This is a genomic window from Parabacteroides sp. KHUB-01 (assembly GCF_056640935.1).
Genome location: NZ_CM153256.1, coordinates 1,214,192 through 1,230,597 on the forward strand (window position 1 = coordinate 1,214,192; position 16,406 = coordinate 1,230,597).

17 protein-coding genes are annotated in these 16,406 nt (G+C 42.1%); 8 read left to right on the plus strand and 9 right to left on the minus strand.

Annotated elements, in window-relative coordinates:
- Positions 1 to 47: 47 nt before the first annotated feature.
- The 6 genes from ACYIAR_RS05425 to ACYIAR_RS05450 form a co-directional block, all read right to left on the minus strand.
- Entirely contained in the window at positions 48 to 2,375 is a 2,328-nt protein-coding gene (locus tag ACYIAR_RS05425; RefSeq protein ID WP_480332654.1) for a TonB-dependent receptor domain-containing protein, read from the minus strand.
- 52 nt (positions 2,376 to 2,427) lie between these two features.
- Positions 2,428 to 4,764, minus strand: coding sequence for an FtsX-like permease family protein (locus tag ACYIAR_RS05430; protein WP_480332656.1), 2,337 nt, complete (start codon positions 4,762 to 4,764; stop codon positions 2,428 to 2,430).
- Between the two features lie 13 nt (positions 4,765 to 4,777).
- Positions 4,778 to 5,458 (minus strand): ABC transporter ATP-binding protein, encoded by a 681-nt coding sequence (locus ACYIAR_RS05435; protein WP_480332658.1) that lies wholly within the window; start codon positions 5,456 to 5,458, stop codon positions 4,778 to 4,780.
- A gap of 143 nt (positions 5,459 to 5,601) precedes the next feature.
- Positions 5,602 to 6,861, minus strand: a complete 1,260-nt coding sequence (locus tag ACYIAR_RS05440) for an efflux RND transporter periplasmic adaptor subunit (protein ID WP_480332660.1) — start codon at positions 6,859 to 6,861, stop codon at positions 5,602 to 5,604.
- A 171-nt stretch (positions 6,862 to 7,032) separates the two neighbouring features.
- Entirely contained in the window at positions 7,033 to 8,421 is a 1,389-nt protein-coding gene (locus tag ACYIAR_RS05445; protein ID WP_480332662.1) for a TolC family protein, read from the minus strand.
- Positions 8,422 to 8,571: 150 nt separating this feature from the next.
- On the minus strand, positions 8,572 to 9,189 hold the full coding sequence (locus ACYIAR_RS05450) for an outer membrane beta-barrel protein (protein ID WP_480332664.1): 618 nt from the start codon (positions 9,187 to 9,189) through the stop codon (positions 8,572 to 8,574).
- A gap of 554 nt (positions 9,190 to 9,743) precedes the next feature.
- Here ACYIAR_RS05450 and ACYIAR_RS05455 point away from each other — a divergent pair.
- A complete protein-coding gene (locus ACYIAR_RS05455; protein WP_270592782.1) occupies positions 9,744 to 10,514 on the plus strand; it encodes an IS5 family transposase in 771 nt (256 codons plus the stop codon).
- Positions 10,515 to 10,794: 280 nt separating this feature from the next.
- On the opposite strand, the gene ACYIAR_RS05460 is transcribed toward ACYIAR_RS05455, so the two are convergent.
- Positions 10,795 to 11,007: a hypothetical protein gene (locus ACYIAR_RS05460; protein ID WP_007837487.1), complete on the minus strand. Its 213-nt coding sequence runs from the start codon at positions 11,005 to 11,007 to the stop codon at positions 10,795 to 10,797.
- 65 nt (positions 11,008 to 11,072) lie between these two features.
- On the opposite strand from ACYIAR_RS05460, the gene ACYIAR_RS05465 reads away from it, so the two are divergent.
- Both ACYIAR_RS05465 and ACYIAR_RS05470 read left to right on the plus strand, forming a co-directional pair.
- Entirely contained in the window at positions 11,073 to 11,657 is a 585-nt protein-coding gene (locus ACYIAR_RS05465) for a hypothetical protein (RefSeq protein ID WP_005816332.1), read from the plus strand.
- A gap of 15 nt (positions 11,658 to 11,672) precedes the next feature.
- Positions 11,673 to 11,855, plus strand: coding sequence for a hypothetical protein (locus ACYIAR_RS05470; protein ID WP_004319908.1), 183 nt, complete (start codon positions 11,673 to 11,675; stop codon positions 11,853 to 11,855).
- 264 nt (positions 11,856 to 12,119) lie between these two features.
- Here ACYIAR_RS05470 and ACYIAR_RS05475 read toward each other — a convergent pair whose 3' ends face one another.
- Positions 12,120 to 12,266 carry a hypothetical protein gene (locus ACYIAR_RS05475; RefSeq protein WP_007837486.1) on the minus strand — a complete coding sequence of 49 codons (147 nt, stop codon included), beginning with the start codon at positions 12,264 to 12,266 and terminating at the stop codon, positions 12,120 to 12,122.
- Positions 12,267 to 12,684: 418 nt separating this feature from the next.
- On the opposite strand from ACYIAR_RS05475, the gene ACYIAR_RS05480 reads away from it, so the two are divergent.
- Positions 12,685 to 13,071, plus strand: a complete 387-nt coding sequence (locus ACYIAR_RS05480) for a single-stranded DNA-binding protein (RefSeq protein WP_004319910.1) — start codon at positions 12,685 to 12,687, stop codon at positions 13,069 to 13,071.
- A gap of 355 nt (positions 13,072 to 13,426) precedes the next feature.
- On the opposite strand, the gene ACYIAR_RS05485 is transcribed toward ACYIAR_RS05480, so the two are convergent.
- Positions 13,427 to 13,714, minus strand: a complete 288-nt coding sequence (locus ACYIAR_RS05485) for a hypothetical protein (RefSeq protein ID WP_227224266.1) — start codon at positions 13,712 to 13,714, stop codon at positions 13,427 to 13,429.
- A 909-nt stretch (positions 13,715 to 14,623) separates the two neighbouring features.
- On the opposite strand from ACYIAR_RS05485, the gene ACYIAR_RS05490 reads away from it, so the two are divergent.
- From ACYIAR_RS05490 to ACYIAR_RS05505, 4 genes are read left to right on the plus strand one after another with little or no spacing between them, the layout of a single operon-like run.
- Positions 14,624 to 15,178: a hypothetical protein gene (locus ACYIAR_RS05490; protein ID WP_005816324.1), complete on the plus strand. Its 555-nt coding sequence runs from the start codon at positions 14,624 to 14,626 to the stop codon at positions 15,176 to 15,178.
- Entirely contained in the window at positions 15,166 to 15,417 is a 252-nt protein-coding gene (locus ACYIAR_RS05495; protein WP_007837480.1) for a hypothetical protein, read from the plus strand. The genes ACYIAR_RS05490 and ACYIAR_RS05495 overlap by 13 nt, the downstream gene beginning before the upstream one ends.
- A 47-nt stretch (positions 15,418 to 15,464) precedes the next feature.
- The gene (locus tag ACYIAR_RS05500) at positions 15,465 to 15,821 is read left to right on the plus strand and encodes a helix-turn-helix domain-containing protein (RefSeq protein WP_007837478.1); all 357 of its coding nucleotides are present in this window, start codon (positions 15,465 to 15,467) and stop codon (positions 15,819 to 15,821) included.
- A 53-nt stretch (positions 15,822 to 15,874) separates the two neighbouring features.
- A complete protein-coding gene (locus tag ACYIAR_RS05505) occupies positions 15,875 to 16,300 on the plus strand; it encodes a single-stranded DNA-binding protein (protein WP_005816321.1) in 426 nt (141 codons plus the stop codon).
- Positions 16,301 to 16,406 lie beyond the last annotated feature (106 nt).

The window sequence follows — 16,406 nt, forward strand, 5'->3', positions numbered from 1 at the left end:
GTTATACTATATTACATTCCGGAGCCAAAGATATACAAGTATTTTTATTATAATCTGTACATCTCATCACTCGCGTTACTTCCCTTATAACGTTTCGGAGAAGCATTGAAGCGATAAGTCAGAGAAAACGTAATAGTACGGCGGTACATATTGTTTTCTGTATAGATATTCAATCCGTTATATATACCAAGGTCATCATCATTAATGGTATTGAATATATCTATTCCCTCTAATCCGACTAATAGTTTATTGTCAAAGAAAGAAGTATTTACATATATATTGGTACGCCAAGAGAATTTCGTATTATATGTCAAATAATAACTGCTATTGCCTTTTGTTCTTCCACTTATATCGACACCAAAGTTCCAACCTTTTAAGCTGAACCCATTTCTCAGGTTGAAGTTGAAAGATGGCTTGTTGTACGTGATACCGGGATTTCCGTAAGTCACAAAATTCTTATCGACCGATATATCATAATTAGGACGCCATATTCCAAAAGCCGAATTGTAGTTCAATGCGACAGTAAGGAAATCTGCTTTATCTATATTTATCATTTTATACACAAAAAAGTTTTTCATATATAACTCTGGAAATTCGGCTATATAATCTGTAGTCCTTTTGTAAACACCCATAAGCGAGAACTGCTTCCATCCTAATGTATAAGTCAGGCTGTTAGTATAAGCCGGCTGCAAATACGGATTACCGGCACTATACTGATACGGACCCATATAAAGAACTGAACTTCTTAAACTTTGATATGCAGGACGAGAAACGGTATTTCTATATGCCAACTCCATACGCAAATCTTTGTTATGTTCATAACTCAATCGGAACGAAGGGAACAAACGTTGGTACCGACGACTTTGTTCCTCAACCAATTTGCCATTTTCTAAATACTCCATGTTTACATTTTCATAACGAAGACCCACTTCACCGGATAACTTGCCGAAAGAGCGGTTGTATGAGGCAAATCCCGAATAAAGATTCTGTTTCACAAGGTTGGAATTGGGCTGTATTCCCGGGATACCGTCATTTTCGGTTACAGAATAATTCTGTTCGTTTCTTGTGTATGAACCTTCCGCTCCATAAGTCAAGTTTCCTTCCCACAATGGAGTTTTTAACGTGAGCTTCGCAGCATAAAGGTCATAATTCTTTTCCTCCAAAGTTCGTACTTTCTCCGTTGTCTGGTCAATCAGCGTATTGTCCGAACCATCTTTGCTATTACCATCTGATGTCTTATAATCCATATCCAATTTCATATTCAGCCAGTCAGCCAGTTGACCGTTATAATATGCATTTACATAGTGGCTAAAACTGTTTTCTTTTCCAGATGATAAGGTATGAACCGGATCTTCTGCCTTTCCGTTTAAAGATGATTTTGTATCTATAGAATAATCATGTGAATTGCCATAAGAATTTGAATATTCATATTGCACCCCGAAAGAGTGATCCTCATCAACCGTATAATTGAATCCGCCCTTTGGTGTATAGAATTTAACCTTATCGCTGTCTGAACGCTTTGAAACAACAGAACGAGTTCCTTCTTCCGTAAAAAGTTCGGCTTGCCACATGCGATCCTTAGGGGAAGATATATTGGTATAAAACATTTCGGCGAAAATATCCAACTTGCCTGTCCGGTAATTAAAAGAAGCCCTGTCCATTGTGAACCATTCGGAGTTATAACGGTTGTAAGTCCATAAATCAGCACTGAAACCTTCACCGACAGGTCGGTAAGTTTCAATTTTTATAACAGAATTTACAGTAGCGTCGTATTCAGCTCCAGGATTGGTGATAACAGTAACTTTCTTTATCTCGTTAGACTGTATTCTTTGCAGTTCGCTGTTGTCGCGGACAAGCCTGTTGTTTATATAAAATATAGGAGAGCCTTTTCCCAATACGGTAAAGGAATTGTCGCTCTTTGATACGAACGGCATCTGTCCGACTATGTCCGACAATGTTCCTATATCCTTCAACGGAGTGTTCTGCACATCAGCCGTGATTCCTTCATTGCTCATACGGAACATCTTCGCATTCCCGGTCACGACAACTTCAGAAAGCATTTCTTTTGAAGGATTGAGTTTTATTACACCCATATCATTAGTCGTAATATCAGATATGTATGTTTCATAACCAATCAAAGATATACGGGCAAAAAGTTTTCCATCAGGAATTGCCACTGAAAATCTGCCTTCTTCATCAGACACTGTGCCTGTTATTATGGAAGAATCCCGGGCACTCATGACAGCCACATTTGCAAACGATAAGGCTTCTTGTGTGTTTGCATCAATTATTTTCCCTTTTATATTTTGGGAAAAAGTTGTGACACTTGTAAATAAGAGGAATATCAGTAAAACTATTTTGTAATATCGTACCATAATAAAATCTATACTTAATACTTGTTATATATTTATAAACTCATATTTTTTCTCACTCACTCTTCAACGACTCCACAGGATTAGCATTCATAATCTGCAGACTTGAAACGACAACTGTCGCAAGGATTATGATAGCCACGATAACATCGGCTGCAAGGAAATACAATACTGAAATACTTATCTTCTCGGAGAACTGTTCGAGCCATAATCCGGACACATAATAAGCCGAAAGGTTTCCTACAATGGCAGCAATCAATATCCATTTGGACATTTCACCTATGAAGATTGACAGAATCTCGGAAGAAGTGGCTCCGCTTATCTTTCTGATGGCTATTTCCTTGCTGCGACGCTGCGATTCGTCACGCACATAACCGACCAAACCAAAGAAGGCTATCAAAAGGGAGAATATGCAACCTGTAAAGATTGTGTCTTTCATCTTACGATTGTCGTCATACATGCTTTGCATAACTTGCTTATATGAATGTATCTCTATATCCTTTTCGGGGATTTCTTTCTGCACTTCCTTCTCTATGCGGCTGATAATTTCGGGATAAACTTTCTTTACCTTTATCAGTATGAAAGGCATATATGAATTTTCTGAGTCTCCAGTAAATCTGATACTTGGACGCTCGTCGTTTCGTGTAAGCAAACCAATGCGGTAGTCCTCATAAATACAAGTGATAGTGAGTATACCTTGCCCAAAAGCGGTTGAATCGGAATGTTCAGAGACATAAATGCTTTTACCTAAAGCTCCGTCCTTCCAATCAACAAACTCTTGCATCCTTTCCACAAACTTACGGCTTACGGCAACTTCCTGTTCTGTTTCCGGAACACGTCCTTCCAATATTGGTATATTGAAAAACTCGAAGAAACCTTTTGTTCCAAAATACTGGTCAGCAATGTTGAACAAGCTACGATCGTCACCAGGCAAAGAAATATTGTTTCCGGAACAGTAGTTAAAAGGCAAATCATAACATCTCTCAACACCAACAACATCTGGTATAGAATGAAGAGCAGCAATACTTCTTTCCACCTGTTGTTTTTCCACACCTCGGACATTGTAGTACAATACATTCTCATATTCATAACCTGTTTTGTCGTTAAGAGCCTTGTCATACTGCGCTATTATGACGAACATAAAACACACAAGGAATATGTTTATCACAAACTGAACCCACAACAATGCAAGTTTCCAATGCCTCTTGTTCTCACTATAACTGCGGAAAGCTACACTGACCGGAACTTTTGCATACAAATAGCCGGGAATAACAGTAGAAACAATAAGCAAAACTACTATTACCGCAACCAGAACATAAATGGTCTCAGGGATAAAGAGCGATGTAAGTTCTGCCCCAAGCAAATCCTTGATAACCGGCCTTGCAGCGAATATCAATGCTGAAGCCAAAATAAGAGATATAACCATCACTACAGATGTTTCCCTGAACAATATCATATATATATTCCAAGTTCCTGCGCCATAACACCTATAGACACCCATTTCCTTGGAACGCTTCACCATCTCAGATATGGTAATAAGTATATAATTCATCAGCGATATAAGCAGCAACACCAATGATACTATTGAAAGAATGATTATCAGGTTTTGCACCTGCGGCTCTGAGGTGTGAAGTTTGTTAAAGGGCGACAGGAAATACCATATCTTTTCCCCATTCTTTTCCATTTCTTTAAGGGGCTGGTTCTCCTCCTGCATCATACGGATAGCATCAGATAGAGAGGAAGGATCAACACCTTCCTCCAATTTCACATATCCACGATAACGGTCATTTCCCAACCAGTTCTCACGGCTCCATTTGCTAAATGAAGCCATAGACAAGAGGATATCATAATACAAACTACCGTTTTCGGGAAAATCCTCAAAAACTCCACCTACTGTCAATTTCATCCCGGAATTGTCTTCATTGTATATAACCTGTCCGACAGCCTTCTCAACACCACCAAGCTTTTCAGCAAAAGAACGGCTAACCATCAACATCATTGGTTGAGACAAAACCTTTACAGCATCGCCTGCCAATATCTCACGGTTGAACACATGGAAGAAAGAAGTATCGGCAACAACCAGAACCCCGGAAACAGGATTCTTGTCCGCAGTATAGAATTTGTCACTTGCAAACATGAATGTGGTGCGGGTTGCATATTCCACACCCGGAACGTATTGCTTGAATCCGGGAGCAATCGCTCCGCTAACTTGATTGTAATCACGTTCTTCTCCCTGACTGGAATATCCCGTCTTTATCAGATAAATCCGTTCTATATCCTTATAGAAGTTATCGTATGTGGACTCGAAGCAAACTTTGGCAATAAGAATGCATCCTATTGCAAGGCCTACTCCAAGTGAGAATATTTTCAGTATCCAATTTTTCTTGTTCATGGTTGTTTGATTTTTAGAGTTCGTTTCTGACGTCACCGACTATGCGTCCGTCGAACAGGTTTATTGTGCGCTGCGCCATTGAAGCGTCTTTCTGTGAGTGAGTCACCATTACGATTGTTGTTCCTTCCTGGTTCAGCTCAGTGAGCAAATCCATAACTTCCTTTCCGTTCTTGGAATCAAGGTTTCCGGTAGGCTCATCGGCAAGAACCAGCTTTGGATTGGAAACTACGGCACGGGCAATCGCAACTCTCTGCTGCTGACCTCCGGAAAGCTGCTGCGGGAAATGCTGCGCACGGTGGCTTATGTTCATACGCTTTAGCATTGCTGTGACGCGTTGTTTTCTTTCAGAAGCACTGATGTTGAGATATTTCAACGGAAGCTCCACGTTTTCGAACACATTCAACTCGTCAATCAGGTTGAAGCTCTGGAAAACGAAGCCAAGATTTCCTTTTCTGAACTTGGTGCGTTCGCGTTCCTTAAGATTAGCCACTTCCTGTCCCAACAGCTGATAGCTGCCTTCTGAAGGATTGTCCAAAAGACCAAGAATATTGAGCAATGTTGACTTGCCACAGCCTGACGGTCCCATTATTGCTACAAACTCACCTTCTTTTATTTCGAATGATACGTTATTCAATGCTGTTGTTTCGATTTCTTCTGTACGGAAGATTTTGCTTAGGTTGTTTACTTTAATCATATTTTTGAGTTTTTAAGTTTTTGAGTTTTTAAGTTTATTAGTTGACAAGATGACAAGTTGACGAGGCTACAGGAAATAAGTTATTCCTACTTAACTTCTTGACTACTTGACTTCTTGACTCCTATTTCAATTTTCAATTTCTCTCACCTTATCACCAAACATTCATTATCCCCGAAATTATCATATCCCGAAGTAATAACCTGTTCTCCAGGTTGCAGTCCGTCGAGCACTTCATAATATTGAGGATTCTGCCGTCCTATTTTTATTTCTCTTTTATAAGCCTTGCTGCCATCGGCTGTGAGAACATAGATCCACCTTCCTCCGGTTTTCTGATAGAATGTGCCGCGGGGAACGAGAACAGCTTCTTTGGATTGTCCGAGTTGCAGATTAAGATAATAAGTCTGTCCTGTACGGATATTCTCCGGCTGTCCGCCAATGAACTTGAAATCCGCCTTGAACTTTCCGTCTCTCACTTCCGGATAAACTTTACGAATAACTGCACGATATGATTCATCCTGACGTTCGAAATCGGCTTCCAGTCCGGGTGAAACTCTGTCGATATAATGTTCGTCAATCTGTGCTTCAATTTTATAACTGTCCAGATTGTTTATCTGTGCTATTTTTCCTCCGGAAGAAACAGACTCGCCAAGTACAACATCCAGCAAACCAATCTCTCCGTCTATAGGAGCCGATATGATAAGATTGTCTTTCCTCTTGCGAATCATCTGCATATTCAGGCGCATATTGTCCAGACTCTCCTGCATCTGCTTGACCTGCACGCTACGGTAAAGGCTGTCCTGAACGGAGCGCTCACGAATCAGTTCCAGACGACCTTCAGCCAATTGATAATCTTCCTCAGCCTTCAGGAAATCTTCTTTTGCTATCAGATTTTCCTCGTAAAGAGCTTTCTGGGAAAGATACAATCTGCGTGAACGCTTGACTTCCATTTCAAACTGCAGCATATCCTGATTTACGCTAAGACGTTGCTGCTCCATGGAAATCATTGTATTTCGTAGCAAATTCTCTTTCTCCGCCAAATCTGCTTCGGAGTTAAGAATCTGCATATCGAGATTCTCGTTTGCCAGACGGAGAATCTTGTCTCCTGTCTTTACCTTTGCTCCTTCTTCCATATATATTTCCTTTACCACACCGGTTTCAAGCGAACTAATTTGTACGGTTGTCATTGGTTGCACTTGTCCGTTCACCCTTATATAGTCGTTGAAATCACCGGAAACGACTTCTGATATTGAAAGTGCTTCATTGTCGATTCTCAGTGTTGAAACATTATCACGGAGAATCAAATATAATACAAAGGCAACGACCAGCAAGGCGCTCCAATATGGTATTGCTTTCTTGCTTAAGAGTAATGCCATTCCTTTTTTGGGTTCTATTTTTTTATCCATACGTTTTGAGTTTTTGAGTTTTTGAGTTTTTAAGTTTTTGAGTTGACGAGGTAACAAGTTGACGAGTTGACAAGGCAACAGGAAATAAGAAATTCCTACTTGACTTCTTAACTACTTGACTCCTTGACTTCTTAACTACTTGACTACTTGACTCCTTGACTCCTTATTTTTTCAATTTCCCATTTCCTGCTCCAAATAACCAATCCCCTTATAATAATTAACCACACTGTTCTTAAGGAACAACTTCAGGCGGGCATCAAGTTTCTCAGCACATGAATTCAGATATGAATTTGAGATTGTCTGATATTCCACCGGAGATATAAGCCCTTGTTTCATTTTCTTTTCATGAAGAAGAAATGTTTCCTTTTGGGCATCAGATTTTTTCTCGGCATGAACTAATGCTTTTATAGCGCCTCTTTTATCCTGCAATGCTCGCGATACTTCCGATTCAACATCCTGTAACGTCTGACGATACTGAGCCTCGGCGCGGCGATAGTCATTTCTTTTCTTGGAAAGATTAGAAAAACGCGACAGGCGGTCGTATATCGGAATAGACAAATTCAATTGAATATATTGTCCGGAGTTGTTTTTCCATTGCGACCAGAAAGATGGTGTCTGTGAATCAATCCTTCCCGGATAACTGTAGAAACTTGTGGACCAGCCGCCGCTAAGTGACAAAGATGGAAGGAACTGCCATTTTGCAGTATGCAAGGCATATTTTGCCTTTTTCAAACTTCCTTCAGCTATTAGAACTGAAGGTTGAGTTGCAAGGGCATAGTTTATGATTTCATCTTCGGATTCATTATCGAATAATATAGAATAATTGTCATTCTCCAGCATCGACATGTCCGGGCGTAACTCCTTTTCTATTGGCCATAGCATTATGGACTTAAGAGTAAGAAGAGCGTCATCGCGACTGTTCACGGAGTTTACAAGCAAGTATTCCTTGTCGGCAAGGTCAGCTTCTGTCTGCGCAACATCGGGATAACTTTTCTGTCCGAGTTCATACTGCTTATTTATAAGATTAAGATTGGTTTTGGCAATCTCAACCTGTTCAGTAAGAACTTCTGTCATTTCGGAATGGAAAAGGACATTGCAATATGCTTCCATCACGGCAAGGCACAATTCGTTGCGAAGTTTATCTTCCTCGGAAATTCCCATCTTTACTGCAGTCTGCGAAATCTTTATATTGTCTATGGCTGAGAATCCGTCGAATAATGTCAGACTGGCATTGATTGAATATCCGTTATTGAAAGAAGTTGAATTGATATAAGTATTCGTTTCCGGGTCAACAGCACGTCCGAAATTAGTGTAGGCATAAGTTCCTGCTGAAACGGATGGAGTGAATGCTTTCAGTATAGCATCACGGCGTTCGATGCGTTTATCTGAATTATCAAGTTTCTGTATTTCGTTTTTGGTGGAATATTTTACGGCATATTCCATACAGTCATGCAATGTCATTACAGCAATCGTATCGTTGCTGCTGCCATTGCTGACAGCAAAAATATTCGGTGTCGAACACAGAACAGTTAATAATATAGGTATAAATCTTATTTTCATTTTCTGTTATGTTTACACCTATATTATAGCCATTACCGTGCCACAACACCGATAACATTATATCTCAAGCACTTACAAAATCTGAGATATTTTAAACTGTAAAGTTTCTTTACAGTTAGTGTAAAATGATTTTACAATTGATGTGTAAAATCAGAATGAAAGTTGTAATCCTGCCTGAATTCCATGTGAAGCATATCCACATAAATAGTTGACTTGATATGAAGCACCAACTGATAGTAATTTTGTAAGCTGATAATTATATCCTACTTTTCCTATCAATCCCCAGTCAACCTCATTTGAACTGTCAAAACTGTGAATTATATATCCGTTATCAGGATTGTTGTCTTGATCTTCCCTAATCTGCCATTCGCTATATTCGGAGGCAAGACCAAACGCTGCCTGAGCATATAACGTATGTTTGCCTGATTGGATAATATCATAACCCAAACCAAGACCAACCATTGTGTTTGTCATTTTATTATATGTATAACCTTCAAAGCTCTGCTCACTATTAATTGTGTATAAACCATTCTCAGTTCCCGAAACTTTAGAGGTGAAAACAGTTCCCAATGTATAAAGCCTATTATTCACATAATACTTGAAATCAGCATTAACATTAAAGCCGTTCATTCCATTCACTTCACCTTTCTCTTTTTCTGCCATCTCAAAACCACCGGCAAAATCAAGTTTCACTTTTCCTTTTTGTGCATTCACACTTACTGCCGAACCTAATAGTAATGCAAGCAGTAACAAATTCTTCTTTCTCATAAATACAGTGTAGATATAAATTGGGACAAAAGTATATAATGCGGGGATGAGAAAATTAAGGTTGGAATAATTTTATGGATTATTATTGGGGATTTAATGGGAGAGTTAAAAAGCATAAAGAGACACGGAGAGCTTATACAAACAAAAAAAGCGTGTAACTTTTCAGCTACACGCTTTTCCTTTATTATACTTATGTTATTTATAAGAATTATTTAACTTCCTCAAATATAAAGTATATTGATAATCAGTTAGTTACTGTTATCAAGATACAAATGATATGCAAATGTAAGTATAAAACCATATAGAAAAAGTACAAATGGACATTACTTTGTATGATAACATCCTTTTCTACAGATTAAGGGTTAACACAATGTTATACTACTGATATTCAGCATATTGAAGCTGTTCTTCCTTGCATTCAACAAAGAGTGTTAAATTATATTAAATCCTACAGGGCAATTAGAATCTGTTTAAATTTATTTATAATTAGTTGTAAATCAGTAGGTTAATTGGAATTTTTTTCGTAACTTTATGATTATCAAGACATTAAAGTTATGCATAAGTACCCAACCAACCTGACTGATAAACAGTGGCAAGTTATAAAAAATATGTTAGACCCCAAAGAAAGATTCAGAAAATATTCACTGCGCTCTGTTTTTGACGGCATCCTGTACATCGTGAAGACCGGCGTGCAGTGGAGAATGCTCCCATCGGATTTCGCTCCGTGGCAGACAGTGTATTACTATTTCAGCAAGTGGAAGAACGAGGGCCTGCTTGAAGAGATCTTCGACACCCTCCGCGGCATTGTCCGCCGTCTTTCGGGCAGGGCGGAGAGTCCCAGCCTTGGGATCATCGACTCAAGGAGTGTCAGGACCTCCCATCATATTGATGGTCAAAGGGGAATAGACGGAAACAAAAAGATAAAGGGCAGGAAGGAGCACATAGTGGTTGACACACTGGGGCTGCCCATGTCAGTGAGAGTCCATCCGGCAAATGTCCATGACAGCGTAGGGGCGGAAGAGGTGTTCGAATCCATGAGATACAAATTCCCGGGGCTGAAACGGATTCTGGCGGACGGAGGTTACAGGGGCGAGACTGTCAGGAACACGGTCAAGAGACTGCTGCATTGCGACCTGGATGTCGTACTCAGGTCCGACAAACGGACGGACAGATTTGTCCCCATGCCAAAAAGATGGATTGTCGAGCGCACTTTCTCATGGCTCGAGAACTTCAGGAGACTGACCATTGACTATGAATACAGGGCCGATACGCACGAAGCCATGATGCATATCGCTGCCATAAAATTATTTTTGAATAAAATTTAAACAGTTTCTATGATTCGTGCAAAGATAATATTTTGCAGTCAAAGGAAGAAAGACTTCTTGAACCACTTCTATGGTTCTATACTTCTGTTTCTGACGTAAGCTGACCCGTACGGTTTTCGGGTTTTAGACGGACATATATACAGTTTACTTTAGGTTAGCATATATATAAGAGCTAACCAAGGTAAACTAAAGTGTTTTTGTCCTGTAGATACTGCACTTTGTGGACTCTTTTCTCCTTTGACTGCAAAAACCTCTTATAGCCTTATCTCCACCTATAACGTCACTTCACACTGCTGTACCATGCAGTCTGCCATGTACCACCCCATCGGGCTTTGATAAGAATTGTGTTGCAAAGGTACCTGTCATGGCGTTCATCCTGCAAGGTCGGTGCCTGTGGTTTGTCCGTGAAATCTCCACGCTCTGATTGTGGCAGAGGTAGTATTTGACGGCAAAACCTTGCATTGATGAGCCATAACACCTTTTGGGGCAACATAATTCTTTAATCAATCCCGATGGTAGTTGGTTCTACATAAGGGAAGAAAATAAAAATTTTATCTTATGGCTAACATTTGCGACACTCAGTACAAGGTGACAGGCTCACGCAAAGCCGTGGCAGACCTTTGGAACACACTCCAAGAGTTGGAGGTGAACAGTAATAATGTGTATCTGTATCTCTTGGCAGAACACTATGGCATTGACTACGAGAAGAAAGGCATCTCGGTGAGAGGACACATCTATTGGGCAGAGTATGAGGAGAACGTGGAAGACGATTATGCCCTCTTGTCCTTTGACACCGAAAGTGCTTGGTCTTCATGCGACTTGTTCTTTGAGGAGGTGAACAAGGCACTTGGCGATGAACTTTCAATCAGTTGGCGAGAGGTTGAGCCAGGTTGCGACATCTTCTATACGCACGATGAGAACGACTTCTTCCCCGAAGAGTGCTACGTCACTGCATACGGAGAACTCTTTGAGGATTGTGAGGGTGCTTACTCCACCTTTGGTGATGCTATCAAGTTGTGGTGTGAGAAGACTGGTGTCTCACAGGACGGAAGAAGCGAACAGAAGATGATTGACTTCATCAATGAATACGAGTATGAGGCAGAGGACACGAATTTCTGCATCAATCCAATCACATTCGGCTAACAAGGAGGAACGGATATGGCAACGATAGACATGGAGCAGTTGGACGGCGTTGTAGGGTGTTTCTGCACCTTGCTTTATCCCCGAAGAGGTCAGACAGAGGGAACGATTGTCGAGGACTTGGGTTGTGAGGTCATTGTCCAGCTCATCAACGGCAAGGAAGTGACGGAGTACAAGGATGATGTTGTCATCTGTGAATAATCAGGAGAGAGTCTGTTGGCTATGTGGCTTGCAGACTCTTTCTTCCTTTGACTGCAAAAACTCTTTTAGGACAATCCTCCAATGAGGTTATGGCTGTTGTAACTGAAATACCTTGGGAGCAAGTTGTGCGGTTTGCTCACTTGCTCCAGTCCTGTTATAGAAGCGATGCTTCGACACCTGTATAGCGATACGTCGCCAAAGTCCCTTCGCCGTTTTAAGCGTCTCTGTACCTTGTTATAGGAATGGTCATTTCGCCTTTTGGTTTTACTCGTCTGTCTTTTGCGACTCTTCCTTGTCGGACACAGAACTTGGTCTTAGCATGATGACAGTGCTATCGCCAATCCTCTGATGTCTGTCCTCTTTTGGCTTGATGCCTCTATTGCTAAGCTGACCCTTAGGCTTGTCGTTCATCGTGCATCAGTGTTCATGCTCCTCACTCTTCTGATGATACAGCTGTAAGGTCGGATTTCCCGCTTCGTTTCTCCAGGCATACAGCCATAGCAGTGCCCCTGTCTGTTGCATACGGATTGCCTCCTTGCTTACAACCTTTGTTCCATTGTTTGGCCCCGTCTTTTTCTGAATTGAGCTATTTGAAAGCCACTTATTTTTACCATGCAAAGGTAGCGTGATGCTGCGAAGGACTTCCTCCTTCTTGTGTGGCCGCTATCGCTGTGACCAATAAAATAGTGCGTAATCTTCCTTTTTCTCCCTTACCGCCAACGACAAAAAGAGTATTGCGAACGATTTTCATGGTGCTTCCCACATGGTGCCACATCCCTGCTTTTGAATGCATGTAAAAATTAAGTTTCACTTTTAAATTCAATTCAAAATGAAAAAGATCGAGAACAACTTCACAGTTTCAGGTTTCGTAGGTAAGGATGCAGAAATCCGTCAGTTCGCAAACGCCAGCGTAGCACGCTTCTCATTGGCAGTAGGCCGTCAGGAGAAGAACGGCGAGGAAACCAACCGCGTATCGGCTTTCATGAATATGGAGGCATGGCGCAAGAACGAGCACACCGAATCATTCGACAAGCTCACCAAGGGCACGTTGCTCACCGTCGAGGGTTTCTTCAAGCCAGAGGAGTGGACAGACAAGGATGGCGTGAAGCACTCCAGAATCATCATGGTTGCAACCAAGTTCTACGAGTGTCCCGACAAGGAGGAGACTCCTGCGGAAGAGCCGGCCAAGCCAGCAACCAAGAAAGGCAAGAAATAGCCTTTCCTCTCCATAACAAGGCGACCTTCGGGTCGCTTTTGTTTTGCTCAGGGACATCAATCTGCTGTTATAGCGTGTGATAATCTTCTCTAATAACAACCATGTGCATTTATTAACCATAACGGCAACGCCGTCTTCCTTTATTCTAACCACTTCGTCCCTCACCATTTGCGAAACGTCACCAAGATGGTTGGCATACAGATATTCCCGGCTGATGGCGACAAAGTCGCTATTAGCCAAGAAAGACAGTATGCCAAGGTCTGAACGCGAGAGGACTGCCATCTATGCCACAAGATGCCGAAGCCGAGGCTTCTGATAATTGTGTCCTTTACTGGCTATCCACTCGCCTTGATATTCAGACCGTCAATCTTGCGACAGCTTCACTACCCACCCACACCTGCTTTACTATTCTTCTTCTCTTTGACTGCAAAATATTTTCTGTTATAAGCGGTGGTTTCGTCCAAGTGCGTTGTATCGCTTCGCCCCACACCTTCAGAACGGCATTACTGTACGGACACCGCACGAATCCCATGTGACAGGCAGCCAACAATGTCACTATCAGAAACTGACACTTCTGATAACTGCCTTTATTGCTGTCTGGCTGTCCCATTATCGGGCTTCGGCAATGTCCGTGTAATGCCATTCTGCCCACCCATACCACCTTTACCACTAATCAACTGTTTTACAATTTCTCTTCTGCTATACAAGAGGCAGTTCTTGTCCACTCAGGCATATTGAATGTGGCAGACATGTCTGCTACGTCCAATCTGCCTCAGTGTCCTGCGGCAAGGACAAGGCACATTTGTCATGCTGACAGGAGTGCCCGATTTGTCCGTTGCGCAACTGTCTCTTCTTGCCTGATATACGTTACTATCTACTTCTAAATTATACTGCTTTGCCCCACGCCTTTGCGAAGCGTTACATGGTCTGTCGTCATACAGACATCCTTGGCTGATGGCAACACGTTGCTATTAGCCAAAGCTGACAGTATGCCGAAGTACCGACGCGAGAGAATTGTCTGTCCGTGCTACAAGCTATCAAGGCTGAAGCTTTGATGACTTGCATCCCGGTCAGCCAACACACTCGCTTTATGTCGGTACAGCAGACCTGCAAACACTTCACTGCCCACCCTTACTGTTTCAATCTTTCTTCTTACCTCTTTATATATAACACATCATTCCTCTTGCAGCCAATATCAATAATCTTCTTCCAATCAGCGCAGTGGTAGGCATATTTCCTGCAAAGTTAGCCGCGTCTGAGACAATCGTCAAATTCTGCTTGAGGTCTTGTGACTGTGAACAATCTTCCTTTTCCTCGGAAAAGAGTATTCTTCACACATAATTTGTCTTTATGTCTTTTCTTGCGGCTTGTGGGAGCAGAAAATATCCCTCCACAGGCTGAAAGGTCTCGAAAGGAGGGAAGAGAAAGAAACGGTTAAGCGAACGCAGAGGGAATTTATTCACTATGCTGAGCGTAAGTTTCTTCAACGTAGTTAAACAAGTCCAGCGACATGGGCGACAAACTTATTTGTATCACTAAAAATAGAAAGGCAATGAAGATTATCATCCTGCATGATGCTGACGCACGCATCGAGTATCTTGACGTAGCCGACCACCTTCTCGGCTCAGACATCGAGGAGTTCCTCACCAGACAGGGCTTCTCAGTGAACAACATCACATGGCTTGTCACATCGGCAGACCATATCCCAGTGGTTTACCACAAGTATGACATCGACTGCAAGACCGGCGAGGCAACCCACACCAAACGAGAGGCAGAACTGCAAGACCTCACTATCCACGGACAACTCCAGGCATTGCAGCACCGGGAGCAGGACGAGCTGAAAGCGGCTCTTCGCAAGTACGGCACGGAGGTGGACGGAGGCTTTGAGGTGCATTTCGAGGGAGAGCAGCCCATCGTGGCAGGTTATCTCTTTGACGAGCCTCGTGACATCGTCATAGACGCAGCACGTTTGGATGCCGACGGAAACTTGTCGCTTCTTGGAGAGGACAAGGAAGTGAGGGATGGACAATACGACATAGAGCCAAGCGACATATTTGGCGGTCAGTTGGACTATGTCACGTCGAGTATAGGTGCATGGATGAAGTAGGAGCATGTATGACCCAGTGCATCGTATATGACGAGACGACCAAGGAGAGCGAGACCTTTTGCTCATTGACCGCAGCCAAGAAGTGGATGCGAGAGCGCATCAAACAGAAGCATGAGGTAAGCGGACAGAAGTACAGAGTCTATTCCGACGGAGAGTTTGTTAATTGCGGCTCTATCAGTCTCACAGGCAGCAACAAGTCTTTTGTCGCCAATACAAGGCAGACGAAGAAAGGATATTAATAACAAGGTAACGGCAAGCCTAACCAACTTGCCACACATATATTGATATGGAAAAGCAAATATTGAGTTTTAATGACTTGCCATCAGCATTGTCATTAGTAATAAACAAGCTGGAGATTTTAGAAGAAAAGTTTTCCACACTAATGACTCAAATTCAGCCCGATAAGGGATTGGAATGGCTTAGTGTTTCCGAATTGAGTGAGTATCTCCCTACCCATCCAGTTGAACACACAATCTATTGTTGGACAAGCAATAAACAAATACCATTCCATAAGAAGGGGAAACGTATCATGTTCCTCAAATCTGAAATTGATGAGTGGATGCAAGATAACAAGAGTAGGTCACGAGCAGAAATTATGAATGAAGCAATAGCTTATGTTCAATCAACAAGAAAAGTCATTTAAATAACAAGGTAACGGCAAGTCTAACCAACTTGCCACTATAACATTTTCACATTATGATTTACACTCACACTATCGGACGCATCGGAGCAAAGGATTGCCGCGTCATCACAGGTACACACGGAACATTCATGGCTGTTGACATCGCAGTGGACGACTACAGTAAGGGCAAGCAAATCACCACTTGGGTAAGGGTGAAGAGCAGCAAGGAGAACCATATCCGTTTGGCTGAATACCTCACCAAGGGTCGTATGGTGCTTGTGGAAGGCACACTGACTTCTTCCATTTGGACAGACCGCAACGGAGAGAACCACATACAGCATAGCATCATAGCTGACTCCATCGCCTTTGTCAATGCAGGGAAGAAGGATGCAACCGACACACCTGCAACAAAGGCACGCAAGGCAGCCAAGGCAGAGGGCGAGGCTCCCGTACCGCCAGCCGATGCACCGCAGGACAAGAGCGAAGACCTTCCCTTCTGAGGGTAGTATCAACTGAGAGTAGTACGTACTAATCGTAGTAAATCCGCTTTTACTATGGTTAGTATGTACTATCAGTAGTAGAATAGTAAAGTAGTATTCACTAATA

What these genes read in the sequence shown, in the direction of transcription:
- ACYIAR_RS05450 (WP_480332664.1), bottom strand. Translation starts at nt 9,189, where the DNA reads ATGAGAAAGAAGAATTTGTTACTGCTTGCATTACTATTAGGTTCGGCA.
- ACYIAR_RS05440 (WP_480332660.1), bottom strand. Translation starts at nt 6,861, where the DNA reads ATGGATAAAAAAATAGAACCCAAAAAAGGAATGGCATTACTCTTAAGC.
- ACYIAR_RS05435 (WP_480332658.1), bottom strand. Translation starts at nt 5,458, where the DNA reads ATGATTAAAGTAAACAACCTAAGCAAAATCTTCCGTACAGAAGAAATC.
- ACYIAR_RS05470 (WP_004319908.1), top strand. Translation starts at nt 11,673, where the DNA reads ATGGCAACGATAGACATGGAGCAGTTGGACGGCGTTGTAGGGTGTTTC.
- ACYIAR_RS05460 (WP_007837487.1), bottom strand. Translation starts at nt 11,007, where the DNA reads ATGTTGCCCCAAAAGGTGTTATGGCTCATCAATGCAAGGTTTTGCCGT.
- ACYIAR_RS05475 (WP_007837486.1), bottom strand. Translation starts at nt 12,266, where the DNA reads ATGAACGACAAGCCTAAGGGTCAGCTTAGCAATAGAGGCATCAAGCCA.
- ACYIAR_RS05500 (WP_007837478.1), top strand. Translation starts at nt 15,465, where the DNA reads ATGGAAAAGCAAATATTGAGTTTTAATGACTTGCCATCAGCATTGTCA.
- ACYIAR_RS05425 (WP_480332654.1), bottom strand. Translation starts at nt 2,375, where the DNA reads ATGGTACGATATTACAAAATAGTTTTACTGATATTCCTCTTATTTACA.
- ACYIAR_RS05485 (WP_227224266.1), bottom strand. Translation starts at nt 13,714, where the DNA reads ATGGCATTACACGGACATTGCCGAAGCCCGATAATGGGACAGCCAGAC.
- ACYIAR_RS05495 (WP_007837480.1), top strand. Translation starts at nt 15,166, where the DNA reads ATGGATGAAGTAGGAGCATGTATGACCCAGTGCATCGTATATGACGAG.
- ACYIAR_RS05505 (WP_005816321.1), top strand. Translation starts at nt 15,875, where the DNA reads ATGATTTACACTCACACTATCGGACGCATCGGAGCAAAGGATTGCCGC.
- ACYIAR_RS05465 (WP_005816332.1), top strand. Translation starts at nt 11,073, where the DNA reads ATGGCTAACATTTGCGACACTCAGTACAAGGTGACAGGCTCACGCAAA.
- ACYIAR_RS05490 (WP_005816324.1), top strand. Translation starts at nt 14,624, where the DNA reads ATGAAGATTATCATCCTGCATGATGCTGACGCACGCATCGAGTATCTT.
- ACYIAR_RS05480 (WP_004319910.1), top strand. Translation starts at nt 12,685, where the DNA reads ATGAAAAAGATCGAGAACAACTTCACAGTTTCAGGTTTCGTAGGTAAG.
- ACYIAR_RS05445 (WP_480332662.1), bottom strand. Translation starts at nt 8,421, where the DNA reads ATGAAAATAAGATTTATACCTATATTATTAACTGTTCTGTGTTCGACA.
- ACYIAR_RS05455 (WP_270592782.1), top strand. Translation starts at nt 9,744, where the DNA reads ATGCATAAGTACCCAACCAACCTGACTGATAAACAGTGGCAAGTTATA.
- ACYIAR_RS05430 (WP_480332656.1), bottom strand. Translation starts at nt 4,764, where the DNA reads ATGAACAAGAAAAATTGGATACTGAAAATATTCTCACTTGGAGTAGGC.